The following is an 18,021-nucleotide window of genomic DNA, read 5'->3' as shown; positions in this document are numbered from 1 at the left end:
AATCATTGATATATAAAGGTCTGATAATGCTTGACCAGGAAACCATCCGCACCTTTCTCACCGTGGCCGAAACCGCCAGCTTCTCTAAAGCGGCTGAGCGTTTACACAAAACCACGGCGACGATCAGCTATCGCATTAAGTTGCTTGAAGAAAGTACGGGTGTGCCGTTGTTTCAGCGAACGACGCGCAGCGTTCTGCTGACCACGGCGGGCATTCACTTGCTGGAGCGTTCGAAAGAGTGGCTGGCGTGGCTCGATGCCATGCCCGGTGAGCTTAAGCAAATCAATGATGGCGTAGAACGTCAGGTCAATATTGTTATCAATAACTTACTGTATGAACCTGCGGCGATTGCTACTCTGCTTGCACATTTAGTAGCGCGTTTTCCGCTGACGCAATTCACCCTTTCACGCCAGATTTATATGGGTGTCTGGGATGCGTTATTGCATGGAGATTTTTCGCTGGCGATCGGCGTGTCGGGAACTGAAACGCTGTCCGAAACCATCAGCCTGCTGCCGCTTGGGGAGATCGACTGGGTGTTTGTGCTGGCGGCACACCATCCGTTAGCTCACGAAACAGGGCCGTTAAACGAGGCTAAACTGCGCCAGTATCCGGCGATTAATATTGAAGACAGTGCCCGTCACATCACCAAACGCGTGGCATGGCGACTGACCGGGCAAAAAGAGATTCAGGTTTCAGATTTGAGCACTAAAATTGCCGCGCACGTGGCGGGTGTGGGAATTGGATTTTTGCCCAGAAAATTGTGCCAGCGCTATCTGGATAGCGGCGAACTGGTGACGCGCACCATTCCGGCGATGCGCCAGCCTTCCCCGCTCGGCCTGGCCTGGCATCATGCGCAGGCCGGGAAAGCGGCGCTGGAAATTGTCCGTTTGTTTGAGGAAAACGCCAGCACCATTCAGGGCTTTTTAACGCCATTAAACTCAGGCAACAAACTGGCGGAATAACGCTTTGCCTTTTAGCAATCGCACGCCCAGCCAGCCGCCACACACCGAAAGTAACAGCGCACCGGTCAGAGGCAGAATGACCCACAACCGCCAGTCCGGTTCCCATGGGAAATCAAACACGCGGGTTTGCAGCAGGCCGAGCGCGGTTTCAGCGCCAATGGCGGCCACCAGCCCGGAAACCAGTCCTAATACCGCAAATTCACACCATAACGTGGTGCGCAGCAGGCGTTTCCCCGCCCCTAACGTGCGATAAACCACCAGTTCCTGATGCCGCTGGCGCATTCCCACCTGCACTTGCGCGAGCAACAGCAGCACGCCACAAGCCGTCACCAGCACCACCATCACTTCCAGCGCCCGACTCACCTGTTCCAGCACTTGCCCAACCTGGCGCAGAATCGCCCCGATATCCAGCAAACTGAGCGTCGGGAACTCACGGTTGAGCTGGGTTAGCACGCCATTTTTACCCTCCAGACGGAAGCTGGTCAGCCAGCTTTGCGGCTGGTTATCTAACGCACCCGGCGGGAAGATAAAGTAGAAGTTAGGCCGCAGGCTTTCCCAGTCAACTTTACGCAGGCTGGAAACTTTGGCGGAGAAATCCTGGGTATCGCCCATAAAGGTGACGGTATCGCCAAGTTTGATCTTCAGGCGTTTAGCCACGCCTTCATCCATGGAAACTTCGCCCGCTTTTGGCGGCCAACTCCCCGCAAGAATTGGGTTATGCGTCGGCTTCTGGCTTTGCCACGTCAGGTTTAGCTCGCGGTTAAGCGCTTCGTCAGGGTTGCCTTCGGTGGATTTACCGTTAATTGCCGTCATGCGCACGCGCACAATCGGGTAGAACGACTCGGGGATAATCTGGTGTTCAGCCAAAAATTCTTTCACCGGCTGCACCTGCTCGGTGGCGATGTTGAGCAGGAAATAGTTCGGGCTTTCCGGCGGCAGTTGTTGCTGCCAGCGATCGAGCAGATCGCCTCGTAGCACCAACAGTAACGCCAGCAACATAAACGACAGTGAGAACGCCGCCAGTTGGCTGAGTGTCGCCCACGGCTGGCGCAGCAATCGGTTCACAGCCAGGCGCAGCGCGAGATTTTTTAGCGTCAGCTTTTTGAGCAGGCGCAGCACGCCCCAACCGACAATACCGCATAGCGCCGCCAGAACGACCGTACCCGCCAGCACCGCCCACAAAAGCGTGCTGCCGCCCATCAGCAATGCCAGTAACGCCACCACCACGAGAGTGATAATCGGCAGGTAGATTTTCAGCGGCCAGACATTTGCCACGGCATCCCGGCGCAAAACCCGCAGCGGCTGTGTTGCCAGCAACAGGCGATAAGGACGCAAACCTACGAGCAACGAAATAACCACCATCGAACCGATTGCCCACACCCACGGCCAGAGGCTCGCTGGCGGTAATGCCGCCGGTAAAACAGGTTTAAGCAGGCGCATCAGCACCGCTTCAAACACTAATCCAGCCGCGCCTCCGGCAATCGCCGCCAACGCCAGAACCATTAACCACTGGCCGATAATCAACTTGCGCAGCGCCGCACGCCCTGCCCCAAGCGTTTTCAGGATAGCGACTAAATCGTAACGGCTGCGGCAGTAATGGTTCATCGCCACAGCGACAGCAGCCACCGCCAGCAGCAGCGTCAGGAGTGCGGAGAGCAGCAAGAATTGTTGTGAGCGCTCAAGGGATTTGCCCAGCGCTCCGTCATCTTGCTCCATGCCGTACCAACGCTGTTCCGGTTTCAGGAGCGGCACAACAAACTTTTCAAACTTATCGAGTTGCTGCGGCGTGCCACCAAATTTATAGCGCCAGGTGATGCGGCTTCCCGGCTGAACCGCGCCGGTTTTTTCCACATCCGCGAGGTTCATCATTAAACGCGGTGCCATCTGGAACGGATTAAAGCCCGAGTCCGGCTCCTGAATCACTTCGCCCGCAATAAGCAAAGTGGTGTCGCCGACCTCCAGTGAATCACCAACTTTGAGATTGAGCAATGCCATCAGACGCGGCGCCAGCAGCACGCTTCCCGGCTCGGGTTTCAGCCCAGGCGGATTGGTATCCAGCTCGCCATACATCGGATAAACATCATCGACGGCTTTAACAGATGCCAGTTGCGGTGTGTCTTTGGCAAACGTCATGGTCGCAAAAGTCAGCTGCTTGCCAACTTTCAGCCCCTCTTTTTGCGCCCTTTCCAGCCATTCTTGCGGCACTTCACGTGCGCTACGCAATGCGCGGTCGCCCGCCATAAAGTCACGGCTTTGCTGGTTTAGCCCTTGCTCCATGCGGTCGCTGATATTGCCCAGCGCCAGCACACACGCCACCGCGAGGCTTAAAGCCAGCCAGACAATCAGTAGTGATGGCGAACGCCATTCACGCCAGAACCAACGGGCAATCATGCCTCCTCCCACAATTTACCTTCGCGCAGGCGCAAACGGCGGTCGCAACGGGCTGCAAGTTGTTCATCGTGGGTGACCAGAATCAGCGTGGTGGCGAAATCTCGATTCAGTGAAAAGAGGAGATCAGCAATTCTGTCGCCGGTCTGGCGGTCAAGGTTGCCGGTCGGTTCATCGGCAAACAACACCGCAGGCCGCCCGTTAAAGGCGCGAGCCAAAGCCACGCGCTGTTGCTCGCCACCGGAAAGCTGTGCCGGAAGGTGATCAAGACGTTTGCCAAGACCAAGTTGTTCGAGCAATGCTTTCGCCTGCGCGCGGCTGGAAGAATCTTTTTCACCGCGTAGCAGCCCCGGGAGTTCGACGTTTTCCAGCGCGTTGAGGGTCGGCACTAACATGAATGACTGGAAGACAAAGCCGACGTTTTTCGCCCGCAGCGCCGCGCGTGCTTCTTCATCCATGCTGTGTAACGGCTGGCCACACAGGTGAACTTCCCCTTCGCTGCCATCATCAAGCCCGGCGAGAATCGCCAGTAGTGTAGACTTCCCGGAACCTGACTCACCAATTAAGGCAATGGTCTGCGCCGGTTTGACAACCAGCTCAACTCCGGTAAGGATGGAAAGCTGATGCTCCCCCAGACCTACGGACTTACTAAGATGATGAACTTCAACAATGTTTTCCGCTGGCATTTGCCCTTCCTGTTTCTGGCTTTGATGGCCTTTCGCGCCGCGCATGCGGACACGTTGTTGATATTAGGTGATAGCCTGAGCGCGGGTTACCGGATGTCGGCGACGGCGGCCTGGCCTGCCTTGCTGGATAAGAAATGGAACCAGCAAAATACTAAAGTCGTGAATGCCAGTATCAGTGGCGACACCGCGCCACAAGGGCTGGCACGATTACCGGCACTGCTGAAGCAACATCAGCCTCGCTGGGTATTAATCGAACTGGGCGGCAACGATGGTTTGCGCGGTTTTCAACCGCAAGCCATCGAAAAAAGTCTGCGCCAGATTATCAACGATGTAAAAGCGGCGAACGCTCAACCATTGCTGATGCAAATACGTCTGCCGGCAAACTACGGTCGTCGTTATAATGAGTCGTTTAGCGCTATTTATCCGCAACTTGCCAAAGAGTTTTCGATTCCTCTGCTGCCATTTTTTATGGAGGAGGTCTATCTGAAACCGCAATGGATGCAGGATGACGGTATTCACCCGAATAGCGATGCGCAGCCGTTTATCGCCGACTGGATGTCTTCTCGTCTGGCACCTTTAGTTAACCACGACTCATAAACAATCGGGACGTTCATCGGGTAAAGTTATGCAAAAATCAGTTTTAATTACAGGTTGTTCCAGCGGAATTGGCCTCGCTTGCGCCCATGAATTGCACAAGCAGGGGTTTCGCATTCTGGCCGCCTGCCGAAAACCCGAAGATGTTGAGCGCATGAACCAGGCTGGGTTTACCGGCGTGCAGCTCGATCTCGACTCGCCTGAAAGTGTGCAAGCAGCGGCGGCTAAGGTTATTGAACTCACCGGGAATCGTCTGTACGGGCTGTTTAATAATGGCGGTTACGGCGTTTACGGCCCGCTACAAACCCTTTCCCGCGAACAGCTTGAGCAACAGTTTTCGACCAACTTTTTTGGCACCCATCAGCTCACCATGCTGCTGCTTCCGGCGATGTTGCCGCACCGTGAAGGGCGCATTGTGATGACCAGTTCGGTGATGGGGCTGGTTGCAACGCCTGGGCGTGGTGCCTACGCTGCCAGCAAATACGCGCTGGAAGCCTGGTCTGACGCGCTGCGAATGGAACTGCATCACAGCGGCATTAAAGTCAGTTTGATTGAACCTGGCCCTATCCGCACTCAGTTCACGCAAAATGTGAATCAAACGCAATCTGACCACCCGGTAGAAAACCCTGGGATTGCCGCACGCTTTACGCTCGGCCCGGAAGCGGTAGTGGAAAAAGTGCGCCATGCTTTTGAAAACCCGAAGCCGAAATTGCGCTATCCGGTGACGCTGGTCGCCCACGCTTTAACGTGGTTGCGCCGCCTGTTGCCGGCCCGCATGTTAGATAAAATTTTACGTGGTTAGTTGAAGCGTTTGCCGCCAACCCCCATGTAAAAGCAAATCTTTATAAGGAATTGATTTATGTCTTACAACGTCGACATTACCGAAGCGAACATGCACCAGGTGCTGGAACAGTCTGTTACTACGCCTGTTCTTTTCTATTTCTGGTCTGCTCGTAGTCAGCATTGTGAACAGCTCACGCCGGTTCTGGATAAACTTGCCGCACAGTATCAGGGCCAGTTTATTCTTGCCAAAGTGGACTGCGATGCCGAGCAAATGGTCGCTTCACAGTTTGGTTTGCGCAGCATTCCAACCGTTTATCTGTTCCAGAATGGCCAGCCGGTAGACGGTTTCCAGGGGCCACAGCCAGAAGAAGCGATTCGTGCGTTGCTGGAAAAGGTTCTGCCGCGTGAAGAAGAGCTGAAAGCGCAAGAAGCGATGTTGTTGATGCAAGAAGGCAAACACGCCGAAGCGCTGCCGCTACTGAAAGATGCGTGGCAGCTCTCAAATCAGAACAGTGAAATTGGCTTGATGCTGGCGGAAGTGCAGATTGCGCTGAACCGTAGCGAAGACGCAGAAGCGGTGCTGAAAACTATTCCGTTGCAGGATCAAGACACGCGTTATCAGGGCCTGGTCGCGCAGATTGATTTGATGAAACAAGCGGCTGACACGCCGGAAATTCAGTTGTTGCAGCAGCAAGTGGATCAAGATCCTGAAAACGCACATCTTGCCAGCCAACTGGCGTTGCAACTGCATCAGGTTGGGCGTAACGAAGAAGCGCTGGAATTGTTGTATACCCATCTGAAGAAAGATTTAGGTGCGGCCGATGGGCAAGTACGCAAAATGCTGATGGAGATTCTGGCGGCATTAGGCACCGGTGATGCGCTGGCATCAAAATATCGCCGCCAGATGTATTCGCTGCTGTATTAATTAGTCGGAAGACGCTGAAAAAACCGTTGGGTTAATTCAGACCAGGAAGTCGCTGAATGTTTCTGCGTTAGGGGTTAGACTTACATCAAATAAACAATGGAGGTTTTTTTGATGTTAATCGTCATTCCCGTACTGATCCTCGTCGCGCTGATTATCGTCGGCGCCGGGGTAAAAATCGTGCCGCAGGGCTACCAATGGACCGTAGAACGCTTTGGCCGTTATACCAAAACTCTGATGCCAGGCTTAAGCCTTGTGGTGCCGTTTATGGACCGCATTGGCCGCAAAATCAATATGATGGAGCAAGTGCTGGATATCCCTTCCCAGGAAATCATTTCCAAAGATAACGCCAACGTCGCCATTGACGCGGTGTGCTTTATTCAGGTTGTCGATGCCCCGCGCGCGGCGTATGAAGTCAGTAATCTTGAGCTGGCAATCATGAACCTCACCATGACTAACATTCGTACCGTGCTGGGTTCGATGGAACTGGACGAAATGCTGTCGCAGCGCGACAACATCAACACCCGTCTGCTGCATATCGTGGATGAAGCGACCAATCCATGGGGCATCAAAATCACCCGTATCGAGATTCGCGATGTTCGCCCACCGGCTGAATTGATTGATGCGATGAATGCGCAGATGAAAGCCGAACGAACCAAGCGTGCTTATATTCTGGAAGCCGAAGGGATCCGTCAGGCTGAAATCGTGAAGGCCGAAGGTGATAAGCAGTCGAAGATCCTGAAAGCTGAAGGTGAACGCCAGTCCGCGTTCTTGCAGGCGGAAGCCCGTGAGCGTAGTGCTGAAGCAGAAGCAGCGGCGACGAAAATGGTTTCTGAAGCTATTGCTGCTGGTGATATTCAGGCGATTAACTACTTCGTCGCCCAGAAATATACCGACGCGCTGCAACAGATTGGTTCGGCCAATAACAGCAAAGTGGTGTTGATGCCGCTCGACGCCACCAGCCTGATGGGCTCAATTGCCGGTATCAGCGAACTTATCGCACAAAGCGGTACCGAGCGTAAAAAATGATAGCCCTGCTGTTTACCCACTCGCATATCTTCTGGCTCACGCTGGGCGGCTTGCTGCTGGCGGCTGAAATGCTCGGCGCCAGCGGTTATTTGCTGTGGAGCGGAGTGGCGGCTGTACTCACCGGTTTACTGGTGTGGATTGTGCCGCTCGGTTGGGAATGGCAAGGCGTGTGCTTTGCGATTCTCACACTGGTTGCGGCCTTTCTGTGGTGGCGCTGGCTCTCGACGCGTAAACAGCAAGAACCCGGCGAAGTGCTCAATCAGCGCGGCCATCAGTTGGTTGGCCGCCGTTTGCGGCTGGAAAATACGCTGGTGAATGGCCGCGGCCATATCCGCGTTGCAGATAGCTCATGGCCAGTCATGGCAGACAGCGATTTAACGGCAGGCACAGAAGTGATTGTGACCGCAGTTGAAGGTATTACGTTGAAAATACAGGCGCTTTAGGTCGGGCTTTGTCGGATGACGCTACGCTTATCCGACCTACAACTGCTACACCGCCTACAACCATCTATTGTTTATGGCAGCAGCCCGCAAGATTATTAATAATCGGGCAATCCGCGCTGTCGTCTCCAGGGCATGAATCCGCCAGCGCCATCAACTGTTGGCGCATTCCCTGAAGCTCCGAAATCACCTTTTCGATGTCTGCGACTTTCTGCAAAGTGCGCGCTTTCACGTCAGCACTATGGCGGGCCGGATCGTTGAACAGATTCACCAGTTCACGGCATTCTTCAAGATTAAAGCCCACCTGGCGGGCCTGGCGCAGTAACGTCAGCTCATCCAGATGCTTTTGCGTATAGCTCCGGTAGCCGTTGTCAGAACGCAGCGGCGCTGTAACCAGACCTTTCTCTTCGTAAAAACGAATCGCTTTGCTGGTTAAGCCGGTTTTTTTCGCAACATCACTGATGTTCATGTTTCCTCCTGAATTTCCGTCGACGGAAGTATAACCCCTGCCCTCGGTTGGGCGCAGGGGGTTTTATCAGAAGCGAATTTTTATACCAACCGATGCGGAGATATCAGAGTCCACTTGAGTATCGCCGCCGTTATCCCAGGTTTTGCCCACTTCAGTATAAGTCTGCACTTCTGCGGTCACGGCCCAGGTCGCTCCCACTGCGGCTTCGGTGGTCTGGAAGCGCTGATTGGCATCAATTTTCGTGGCCCCGGCGCTGTTTGCCGTATTGCGGTACGTCACGCTATCTTGTCCGTCCGACAATTCCTGCCAGTAGTTAACCCGAATATACGGTTTTACTTTGCCGTAATCGGTGTCGTAATCCGCCGCCAGACGCACGCCGAGACGACCGATCACCGCACCGTCAGCCTCAACCGACACTTTAGTTCTTGCCGGGTCTTTTAGCGTCACGTCATCAAAGTCGCTGTATTGATAGATGAGCTGCGCCTGCGGTTCAATCAGCCAGTTACTGTTCCAAAGCTGCCACGGTTTGCCGACCTCGACCGACGCCACAAACGAGTTGCCGTCAGGGTTGTAAGTCTCCCGGTCGTTCATATTTTTCAGGTCAACGGAGTGATAACCATACTGCAAGACGTTATCGACATAGAAACCGTTGGTGTCCGTCCAGGTACCGTAACCACCCAAATAAGACGAGAAGGTCGAGTTGTACGCCGCACCGCCGCTCATCCCGGTAATGCCATTGATGGAGCTGTCGATATCCATAAAGGTGGTGTACAAACCGGCACGCCATTTATCGTCCTGATAGAGATCCAGCCCCATTTGCATACCGTTATAGTTAGTGCTGCTCTGGGATTGGGTCGGATCGTCATGTTTCTGATCGACCGATTTCACGATGTAACGCGCCCAGAATCGGCCGTCCTGATCTTCAGGGACTCCTGCCTGCCACGGTTGCTCGTCGCCAACTCGCTGGTGAAGTGTGCCAAGCACGGCCAAATCGGCCTGGCGGATAATCGCCCCGAGCGTGTCGAATCCAGGAACATCCGGGCGATAACCTGCGCGTAAGAACCAGTCTTCACCTGCGCCCTGTTGGTTTCCGGCAAACAGCTGGTATTCCCAGGCTCCGGCGGTGAGCACATCGCCGCCGATATTAAAGGCATCTTTGGTGGTTTGCGCCGTCGTCGTCGCACCATTCACCGCTTCGACCACCAGGATACCGTCGCCCGTGGTCGGTTCGCCGAGCTGACTGACGTCAATATCCAGCAGCGTGCTGCCTGTAGCCGTACCGCCGTTGATCACCAGATGGTCGGCAACGCCAGGGCTGTGTTGCTGTGCGGCAATTTTCAACGTGCCATTCAGCCCGACGTAATCGCCGTTGACGGTCAATGTTGAACCGACATCACCGCCACGCAGATTTACCGTGCCCTGGTTCACCAGATTAGCCACGGTCTGGTTGTGGCCGCCGGTATCAAGCGTCGCCCCGCTGCTGACAATATGTGCTGATTGACGGCTGAAGCTATTGCGGCTCGCTGCCGCTAATGTGCCTTTCTCCACAAGTGTAATGCCGCTCCAGGTATTTCTGCCATTGAGGAAAGTGGTGCCGCTGCCTTGCTGCAAGACTTGCCCGCTGCCAGAAATATTGCCGTTGAGGGTTACGTTATCAGAGCGGTTAATCGCCAAAGTCGCGTCATCGACAATATCGCCGCCGACGCTGCCCCCGGTTCCGCCGTTGCCCAATTGCAATGTGCCGTTGCGGATAGTCGTTTGCCCGTCAAATGTGCTGTCTTGCGTCAGCGTCAGTTTACCGTCGCCCTGTTTGGTTAAGGTGCCGCTGCCGGTGACTGCACTGAGCAGCGAAACTGAATTACCGTTGGTATCAACCGCCCCGCCACCGTTTGAAAGCGTGACCACCCGCGCGGTATCGAACGCCGCGCCGTAGCGTAATGTCCCGCCGCTCAGGCCAATTCCCGTTCCCGCGGCCCCCAGATTATTGTCGGCAGAAACTTGCAGTACCCCGCCGCTGACTTGTGTTCCGCCCTGGTATTGGTTGTTGCCACCCAGGATTAACGTACCGAGATCGGCTTTATTGATACCGCCTTCTCCGTCGATAACGGAGTTAATGGTCGCGGTGTAACGCGCACCCAGAAGAGTACCGTCGCCAACGCGAATCACCGTGTCGGCGGTATGCGTGGTGATGTTATCGCCACCAATCACATAGCCGTTGGTGGTAAATTGCGCCCCGCTGATGGCCACTTCACCAAGGCTGGTGTCAACCGTGACATTCCCCGCCTCGCCGCCAAACACGGCAAACGATCCGTTGCTGTATGGCGTATTAAAGCGGCCATCTGGCGTGGTGACATCGGTGGTCCAGTTGTCGTTGCCGGTGTTGTTTTGCCAGATGCCATCGCCGCCGTTAATCACGCCGTTGTTTTTAAGCGATCCCCCCGTGCCACCCGCCCCGTCCCAGAAGCGCATGACCGCTCCCGTACGGTTCACCAGGTTAACCTGGCCATCAATGGACGTTTGCACGTAGAGATCGTCTGCCGCCGCAGGCGCTGTGCCAATATCCAGGATGTTGTCGGTCAGCGCGCCGGTGTAGTTGAAGACGCGATAAACGCCGACATCAAAGGATCCGCCCGGTGTCTGGGTAATATTCAGTTTGCCGTTAAGGTTAAGGTCGCCATTGATATTAATCAGATCGTTAAGTGAGCCGCCGACGGTAAACGGCCTGCCGAACTGGAAGTCGACCTGCGAATCCTGGTTGAGCGTTAATGCGCCCATCTCCAGTACGCCAACGCTTGCAAGATCCTGGCCCGCCGCCAGATGACCGCCGTTATCAACTTCTACGCTGCCACCCAGCACGCCCGCACCGCCGAGAGTTGCGCCACTGTTGACGGTAGTTTTTCCGGTTGCTGCGGCTTGATTACCGTTTATCAGCAGTACGCCCTGTTGTGCGTTGGCGGTGCCAGTCCAAGTATTGTCGGCGGTGAGATTTAGCGTGCCGCTGCCGGTTTTCACCAGATTTCCGCTGCCGCTGATAATGCCGCTGATGGTGTCGTTACGACTTAACGCCCCTTCGACCAGTGTTGCCGCGCCAAGAACCACGTTACCCGCACCCGATAACGAACCGACCGAGGTGCTTGCCAGCGCCGCGCTGATGTCCACCAGCCCGCCAGCAAGGTTGGAGATCACCGCCCCTGCGCCCTGGGCGCTGTCAGCAAACGTGACTTGTCCGCTGTTGGTGACGGTCGCGGAACCTGCGTCTGCGTTTTCGTTCAGCGCCAGGCGTGAAGTGGCATCGACCGTGACGTTGGTATTGTTGCCCTGGCTGTTGCCGTTAAATTCCGCGTTACCGCTGTTGGTCAGATTAATAGTGCTTTGCCCCGCTCCTGCGATGTCATTAAACGCCAGAGTGGAATTGTTGACTGCAAAGGTGTGCGTCTGTCCAGAAGCGGAGTTGTTGAGGTTTACGAGCGCAAGATTGGTCATTGAGATCTGGCTGTCAGCTTTACCAAATGCACCCGTGGTATTGGCGTTAACCGTCAACTGCCCGTTACCATTTTTGCCAATAATGGTGGTGTTACCCTGATAGGTGTTCGCCACCCCGAGCTCCAGTAGGCCATTGTTGGCACCGCCGAAGGTGTCTTTGATGGTCAATGGGCCATCGCCACCAATCACGCCGCCGGGTGTGAACGTGTTGGCGAATACATCCAACGCACCGCCATACGTACCGTCGACGAAGAACAATCGCGGGGTACTCAGGGTGGCCCCCGCCTGGAAAGTCGCCCCATTTTTCAATAGCACTGAATTGCTGGTCGCGCCCAGGGCGCTGTCATTGGTGATGTTGAGCGTACCGTTCCACACTTCAACCCCGCCGGTAAACAGGTTATCCCCCGTCAGGATAAGACGACCAGGATCTGTTTTTAACAAACGGATATTGCCATCAGCCAGATCATTCTGAACCAGGTCGACATTAATGACGGTGGTGATATTTGCCCCTGTCGCGCCATCCCCTACTCGTATCGCAAAATAGCTGTCAGCATGTGTGGCACCTTGCGCTTCGTAACTATTATCCGGCGGGAAGTCGCCAGGAGGATTGGTGGCAGTAAATTGCAGTTGCGAATCTGGCCGAGCCGGGTCGGCGTTGAGAATGTAGCCATTGGAGGTAAATTGCATGCCAGAGGTAAGAACCGTACCGAAGGCGTTACTCACGCGGACTTCGTTAGCTTGCCCCTGGAAGACCGCAAACGCATCCTGCGCCCACGGCGCATTACCGTCCCCATCACTTTGCGTCCAGTTATTGCTGGTACCCGAAATCTGTCTTGTCCAATAACCAAAACCACCATCGACCTTATTATTACCCGAGGTTCCGTCACCATGGTTTTCGGCGACTGCATCGTTATCGCCATCCCAGTACTGTAGCTGGCGGCTAGGATCAACGAAGTTAAGCACCAGGTTGACCTGTTTGGCGATGTTGGTCTGAATCGCGTAATTATTCGCGTCATTTGGCGGGAGTGAGCCAATCGTCATCACATTGTTGAGCAGCGTGCCGCCATAATTAAACAGGCGATACACACCTGGCAGGAAGTCGCCACCATCCGTCAGTGCAACATCCAGCACCCCATCGAGGGTCAAATTCCCTTTGACCTCAACCAAATCGTTGAGCGAACCGCCGGGCACGTAAGGCTGGCCGAGTTCAAACTGGCTGTTCGTCGTGTTTGATAATGTGAGATTTTTATTGATGGTTAAGGTGCCGACGCCGCCATCCCCCGGAGTCAGCCGGGTAAGCGCATCAAAGACGACATCGCCGCCGATAGTTCCCGTCCCGCCTAATGCCGCATTGGTATGAACGGTTGTCAGGCCAGTTGCCAGGCTTTGATTGCCCTTAACCAACAACGTGCCCTGGTTTACTTCAGTAGCGCCCGTCCAGGCATTGGCTCCACCAAGACGCGTCGTGCCTGCTCCATCCTGATGGAACGCACCACTACCCGAAATCACACCGTTAAGAAGAATATCGTCAGAACGATCAATAGTCAGAATACCGTCGTCGGTGATGTTAGTTGTTTGGGACAAACTCCCCACCGTTCCGCCGTCACCGAGCGCCAATTCTGCCCCTGCGCCGATCCAGGTATTTCCGGTGTAAGTGTTCTCGCCAAGCAGCGTGGTTTTACCCGCGCCGATGCGTTCCATTCCGCCGCTGCCGCTGATAATACCGCTGTAAATCTGGTCGCCAGCGCCATCAAAAGAGAGCAGGCTCGTCGCGCCGGAAGTAGAAACATTGTAGTTATGCAGGGTAGCATCACCGGGTGTCGACGCGCTGTCGCCCGAGCGCAGCGTTGCGCCGTTGTTGATGTTGATTGCCTGAGCGCCCGAGAGCGTCAGGTCATCAACAATACGCGCATCGGTGGCATCGCCATCCAGGGTCAAGGTGCTCCAGCCGGTGCCAATATTGGTGCCTTTTACCAGGTCGTCCGCGGTAAAACTTCCCAATAACGCAGGGGCGGTTCCCTGATGCGTCCCGTTGAGCGTCAACGTATTATTGGTGCCGCCTTCGCTGAGAATGTGCGTGACGTTTGCCAGGGACACATCGCCAAGCGTGGCGCTGTCGTTACCATCCCCACCGGTAAAGGTGACGCCGCCGGTATACGCGCCCGCCGTCCAGCTAAACTGGTCGTTACCGCTGCCTAACACAATTTCGCCACGGGTATTCGCACCCGCACCGCTCAATGCCACTACGTCGTTGCCATCCCCGGTCAAAATCGCCTGCGCCGTGGCATCAGCCGCCAACAACGAGCCGCTGTTATTCACGGTGGTATTGCCGCTGCCTGACGCATCAATGACAGGGGCGCCCGCGCCCAGACTGGTAATATTACCGGTGTTCGTGATGGTACGGCTGGCGCCCGCCACACCATCGGTTGCGACAATTGCTGACCCTGCGCCCGCCGCCATATTGATGGTCGCGCCAGACGTCACGTTATCTGATGTTCTTGCCAGAATCCCGACGCTGCCCGCGCCATCACCGTTGATGGTGTAGCCGTTATCAATGGTGAGATTCCCGGTCGTTGGGTCGCCGTTCGCATTCATAAAGGCAAAGCCCTGGCCGTTTCCGGAAACGTTTAGCGTGTTACCGGCACCCGCCGCACTAAACGTGACCGCCGTGCGGATCGCCGGGCCATTGGAGGCGTTAATCGTTACGCCATTAAGGTTGATGTTCGAGGTGTCAGCGTTGTTATTAATCCCGGCACCGCTGCCAGAAATATCAATAACCGTATCGGTCGCGGTAAATGATGTCGCGCCGGAGTCCATTCTCACGCCATCGGCGCCACCGGAGGCGGTGATATGATTGCCCGTTCCGTTGACCGTCAGATTCGCACCCGTACCAATTAACTGTACTGCCGCCAACCCGCCAGTGGCATTAACGGTGCCAAGACGGTTCACCACCGCATTCGCCCCACCGACGCGCAACCCAACATTGCCGCTACCGGTCGCGCCGCTCACGCTAATCGTATTGTTATTGGTCAGCACTCCGTTGTTCTGGATATTGACGCCAATATTATTGGTACCCAAAACGCTGACCGGCGCGTTCACAATCGCCGAGCCATTATCGTGCAGAAGGATCCCGGTACTGTTCGTTCCATTTAACGCAATCCCCGTGCCATTAAGAGTTAATTGCCCGAGGTGCGAAACGTTGTAACCGGTAATACCGCTTTGCGAAGAAAGCGTTGTCGTCGCCGCATTCGATGTAACGAGCGTAATTAATTCTTCGGGGTCGATGGTACTGTCGATATTGTAATTACGCCCATCAAGCACAACGGCTGTGGTGTTATTCCCACCTAATACAATGCCGCCATCACTAATTGTCCCTTGCGCGCCACCGGTGACTTTTACCCCGATGGCACCATTACCATTGACGTTAATTTTCGCCGTACCGGTATCGAGTGTCGTTTTAGTCCCGCTGTTTTCATCCAGACCGTTGGCGAATATCCCGGTCGCATTTTCGCCGGAAACAGTCAGTTGATAACCCGCCGCCGACCCGCTGCCAGCAAACGTCGCGCCATGGTCTACCGCGAATAATATCGAATCTTTCTGGCCGTTATCATTGATAGCCGCGCTGCCGATATTAATTTGCGCTTCATTGCCCCAGGCGTAGTAGCCCATCTGTTGGGTGTTTTCAAAGGTGAGCGTTGAGTCAGCATTAATATCAATTTGCGCATCTCCGCGCGCGTGAACACCAATTGCCCCGGCCGATAACAAACGAATGGTGGAGTTCAGGTTAACCTGGGCATGTTGTGTATTCAGCCCTTCGGCGTAAACCGCATAATTGCGATAAGTATACGGTTGCCCGTCGCTACCCCCGGTATCCCCGGCGGTCCCTACAGTAATAGTGCTGCCATCCGTCGAACTGACTGTCGCCCCTGCTTTTTGCGCCAGCACGTTAATGGCGATGTTGTTATCACCATCAACGTTAATATCGCCGTTGTGCGTCACGGTGCCGGTGTTGTCGGCAACATTCAGGCCATAGTTTGCCGCCGCCGAACCGTTAGTCAGCTTCCCTAAAACATTAATTGTGCCGTTGTTGGTTATCGCCCCGGTCGCACCCTGCACGGAAATCCCGGCAGCGTTACGGATATTTTCTTCCAGCGTGATAGTGCCGGTGTTATTTACCGCCCCGGAACTTTGCGTGTGAATACCCGCAGAAAGATCGCCGCCCGTCATCGGAACTGGCGTTGGCGCGGTGGCATCGAAAACAGGCGTCACGCCGAGGTAGATATTCCCCGCGTTCGTCAATGTCGCGCCATCTTGCAGGAAGATACCGTACCCGCCCGCTCTCCCGCCTGCATTCTTGCTATTGCCCACCAGCGCAATGGTGGCGTCGGCAGCGTTGGTGACAGCCGTCGTACCCGATGCGCTGATCCCGCGCGCATTGTTGGTGGTGGTATCTGTTATCGCGACATTAATATGACCATTGTTGGTTAATGTACTGGTGCCGCTACCCTGCATCCCCACGCTGCCCGCGTTAGAGACATTTTGATTGTTGCCGTCCTTTTCAATAAACAACCCGGCGTTCAATGTGCCGTTGTTGATTGCGCGGGCGTTAGTGGTCAACATGCCGACTGACGTTGGGCTGCTGCCGCTGCTACGCCATGCGTTGATCGCACCGTCGTTAGTGATAATCGCGTTCGTATCGGCGCGCATGACCGCTGAGGCACCATCCACGGCGAGGCTGCCATCAGCCATGACCAGCCCTGAAGCATTGCCTCCGGTGGCATAAATTACGTTTAAATCCCCGGAGCCAAGCGTTGCGTTATTGGTGTGCCCGCTTTTGTCATCCCAAACGTGATAGGTCAGATTGATGCTGGTGTTTTCCTCTTGCGCCAGCATTCCGGTAATAATCGCGTCGTAGGTATTTTGCGCTTCAACCGTTGAGTCAATGACTTCGCCGTTGACCGAGGCCCCCGCCGTCAGCCAGTACTGGATTTGCGGCTTGCCGGCATAATCCCCCTGGCCTACCAGGAAATCATTAACCTCTGCGATATCAGACGATGAGTTAATGGTGAATGTTTTATTTCCCAGCAAAACTACTCGCGGCCCAATTTGCTCGTAGTTGGGCAGCGTGATAGTGAAATCGTATTTTGCACTTTGCGCACCAAGCTGTTGTGTATCGCTTTGAAGCACAATCGCCGGACGGAAAACAATATAGTTATCCGAAAGCCACTGCGTGCTGCTGGCAACACCCGCGCTGCCATCAGCTTTCGCCAGCACAGAGTTTTTGGTCAGTAAATTAATGGTATTGGCAGCGGCTGAAATAGGCGTGGTGGTATCGCTCGAACCGACATTGATATTGGCCTGTCCACCCGTTGACGCCACTGAGGCAATACCAAAATTATTAAAGATACGAATAGAATTATGATCATAAACGGGTAAAACCATTGCGCTTACGGCGGTGTCATCGGCGGAAATAAAAGTCGATGAATCATAAACACTGACCACCTGGTAGCTGCCGTCCAGGCCCGGAACTTCAACATTCAGTTCCTGACTTTCTTGTGGAACAGCCGGAGATGGGGAATAGGTGTACTGGCTAATATTGGCTTCAGTTATCGTGGTGGCGGCACCTGTCGAATCTGTTGCCTCAATAACGGTGATGCGGTCAGGGTCAGTCCCTGAGCCGCCCGGCAGCGCATTGAGCACGGTGACGCCAGTGCTCGCACCGTTAGAACCGGCGGCAATAAACGGTATTGGGCCATTGATATTCAGGACGGTACCTGGAATATAGTGGTTTGGCTGAACTTGATTATCAATCGTGAAGGCAAATCCGGTATCACGAACGGTATCGTAATTAATCCCCTGATTTTCCGGGAATAAATAAGTGGGATACGCGGTTATCCATGTCACATCGTCCGCAATGGCGTAGCTTGTATAACTCCCGGTTAGCACGAGCGCCGCTGCTAATAACTTTTTCCCACCCCGCCCCGTTTTGCTCCCTTTTTTCCCACCCCGGGATATTTCTGCAACGGCAATATAGCTGTTGGCAACATGGCTCCAGACTAATCGATATATATTATTCATAAGCAATCTCTGCATGGCCACAAAAGTAATAACGCGCTGAAACATAAAGACAACGACAAACACGTGTCGAAATACTTTAAGTAACAGTAGTACATGGCGGTGCAATGAAAAGCTGGCAGGAGAAAAAGTATTACTTAACTCATACTGCCTCACATAATGCTTTGAAAATATGATGCAAATAGATGTC

10 protein-coding genes are annotated in these 18,021 nt (G+C 54.6%); 6 read left to right on the top strand and 4 right to left on the bottom strand.

Annotation, left to right across the window (positions count from 1 at the left end; translation table 11 throughout):
- Positions 1-26 precede the first annotated feature (26 nt).
- Entirely contained in the window at positions 27-962 is a 936-nt protein-coding gene (allS, locus tag GBAG_RS04430; protein WP_034493777.1) for an HTH-type transcriptional activator AllS, read from the top strand.
- On the opposite strand, the gene ybbP is transcribed toward allS, so the two are convergent.
- Together ybbP and ybbA are read right to left on the bottom strand one after the other, a co-directional pair.
- Positions 939-3,353, bottom strand: coding sequence for a putative ABC transporter permease subunit YbbP (gene ybbP, locus GBAG_RS04425; protein WP_034493776.1), 2,415 nt, complete (start codon positions 3,351-3,353; stop codon positions 939-941). The two genes, allS and ybbP, sit on opposite strands and share 24 nt — an antisense overlap.
- Positions 3,350-4,036 (bottom strand): putative ABC transporter ATP-binding protein YbbA, encoded by a 687-nt coding sequence (gene ybbA, locus GBAG_RS04420; protein ID WP_034493775.1) that lies wholly within the window; start codon positions 4,034-4,036, stop codon positions 3,350-3,352. The genes ybbP and ybbA overlap by 4 nt, the downstream gene beginning before the upstream one ends.
- Between ybbA and tesA the strand changes: the two genes are divergently transcribed.
- From tesA to GBAG_RS04395, 5 genes are all read left to right on the top strand, one after another.
- Positions 4,004-4,633: a multifunctional acyl-CoA thioesterase I/protease I/lysophospholipase L1 gene (gene tesA / locus GBAG_RS04415; protein WP_034493774.1), complete on the top strand. Its 630-nt coding sequence runs from the start codon at positions 4,004-4,006 to the stop codon at positions 4,631-4,633. The two genes, ybbA and tesA, sit on opposite strands and share 33 nt — an antisense overlap.
- A 28-nt stretch (positions 4,634-4,661) precedes the next feature.
- Positions 4,662-5,432: an SDR family oxidoreductase gene (locus GBAG_RS04410; protein ID WP_034493773.1), complete on the top strand. Its 771-nt coding sequence runs from the start codon at positions 4,662-4,664 to the stop codon at positions 5,430-5,432.
- A gap of 57 nt (positions 5,433-5,489) precedes the next feature.
- Positions 5,490-6,338, top strand: a complete 849-nt coding sequence (locus GBAG_RS04405) for a co-chaperone YbbN (protein ID WP_034493772.1) — start codon at positions 5,490-5,492, stop codon at positions 6,336-6,338.
- Between the two features lie 111 nt (positions 6,339-6,449).
- The gene (locus GBAG_RS04400) at positions 6,450-7,364 is read left to right on the top strand and encodes an SPFH domain-containing protein (RefSeq protein WP_034493771.1); all 915 of its coding nucleotides are present in this window, start codon (positions 6,450-6,452) and stop codon (positions 7,362-7,364) included.
- Positions 7,361-7,807 (top strand): NfeD family protein, encoded by a 447-nt coding sequence (locus GBAG_RS04395; RefSeq protein ID WP_034493770.1) that lies wholly within the window; start codon positions 7,361-7,363, stop codon positions 7,805-7,807. Before GBAG_RS04400 ends, GBAG_RS04395 begins: the two co-directional genes overlap by 4 nt.
- Before the next feature lie 64 nt (positions 7,808-7,871).
- Here GBAG_RS04395 and cueR read toward each other — a convergent pair whose 3' ends face one another.
- Together cueR and GBAG_RS04385 are read right to left on the bottom strand one after the other, a co-directional pair.
- Entirely contained in the window at positions 7,872-8,273 is a 402-nt protein-coding gene (cueR, locus tag GBAG_RS04390) for a Cu(I)-responsive transcriptional regulator (RefSeq protein ID WP_034493769.1), read from the bottom strand.
- Positions 8,274-8,339: 66 nt separating this feature from the next.
- A complete protein-coding gene (locus GBAG_RS04385; RefSeq protein WP_034493768.1) occupies positions 8,340-17,834 on the bottom strand; it encodes an autotransporter-associated beta strand repeat-containing protein in 9,495 nt (3,164 codons plus the stop codon).
- Between the last annotated feature and the right edge of the window lie 187 nt (positions 17,835-18,021).

The organism is Buttiauxella agrestis ATCC 33320 (genome assembly GCF_000735355.1).
GTDB lineage: Bacteria > Pseudomonadota > Gammaproteobacteria > Enterobacterales > Enterobacteriaceae > Buttiauxella > Buttiauxella agrestis.
Note: the sequence above shows the minus strand (reverse complement) of the source record. Positions and strands in the feature narration are given on the sequence as shown.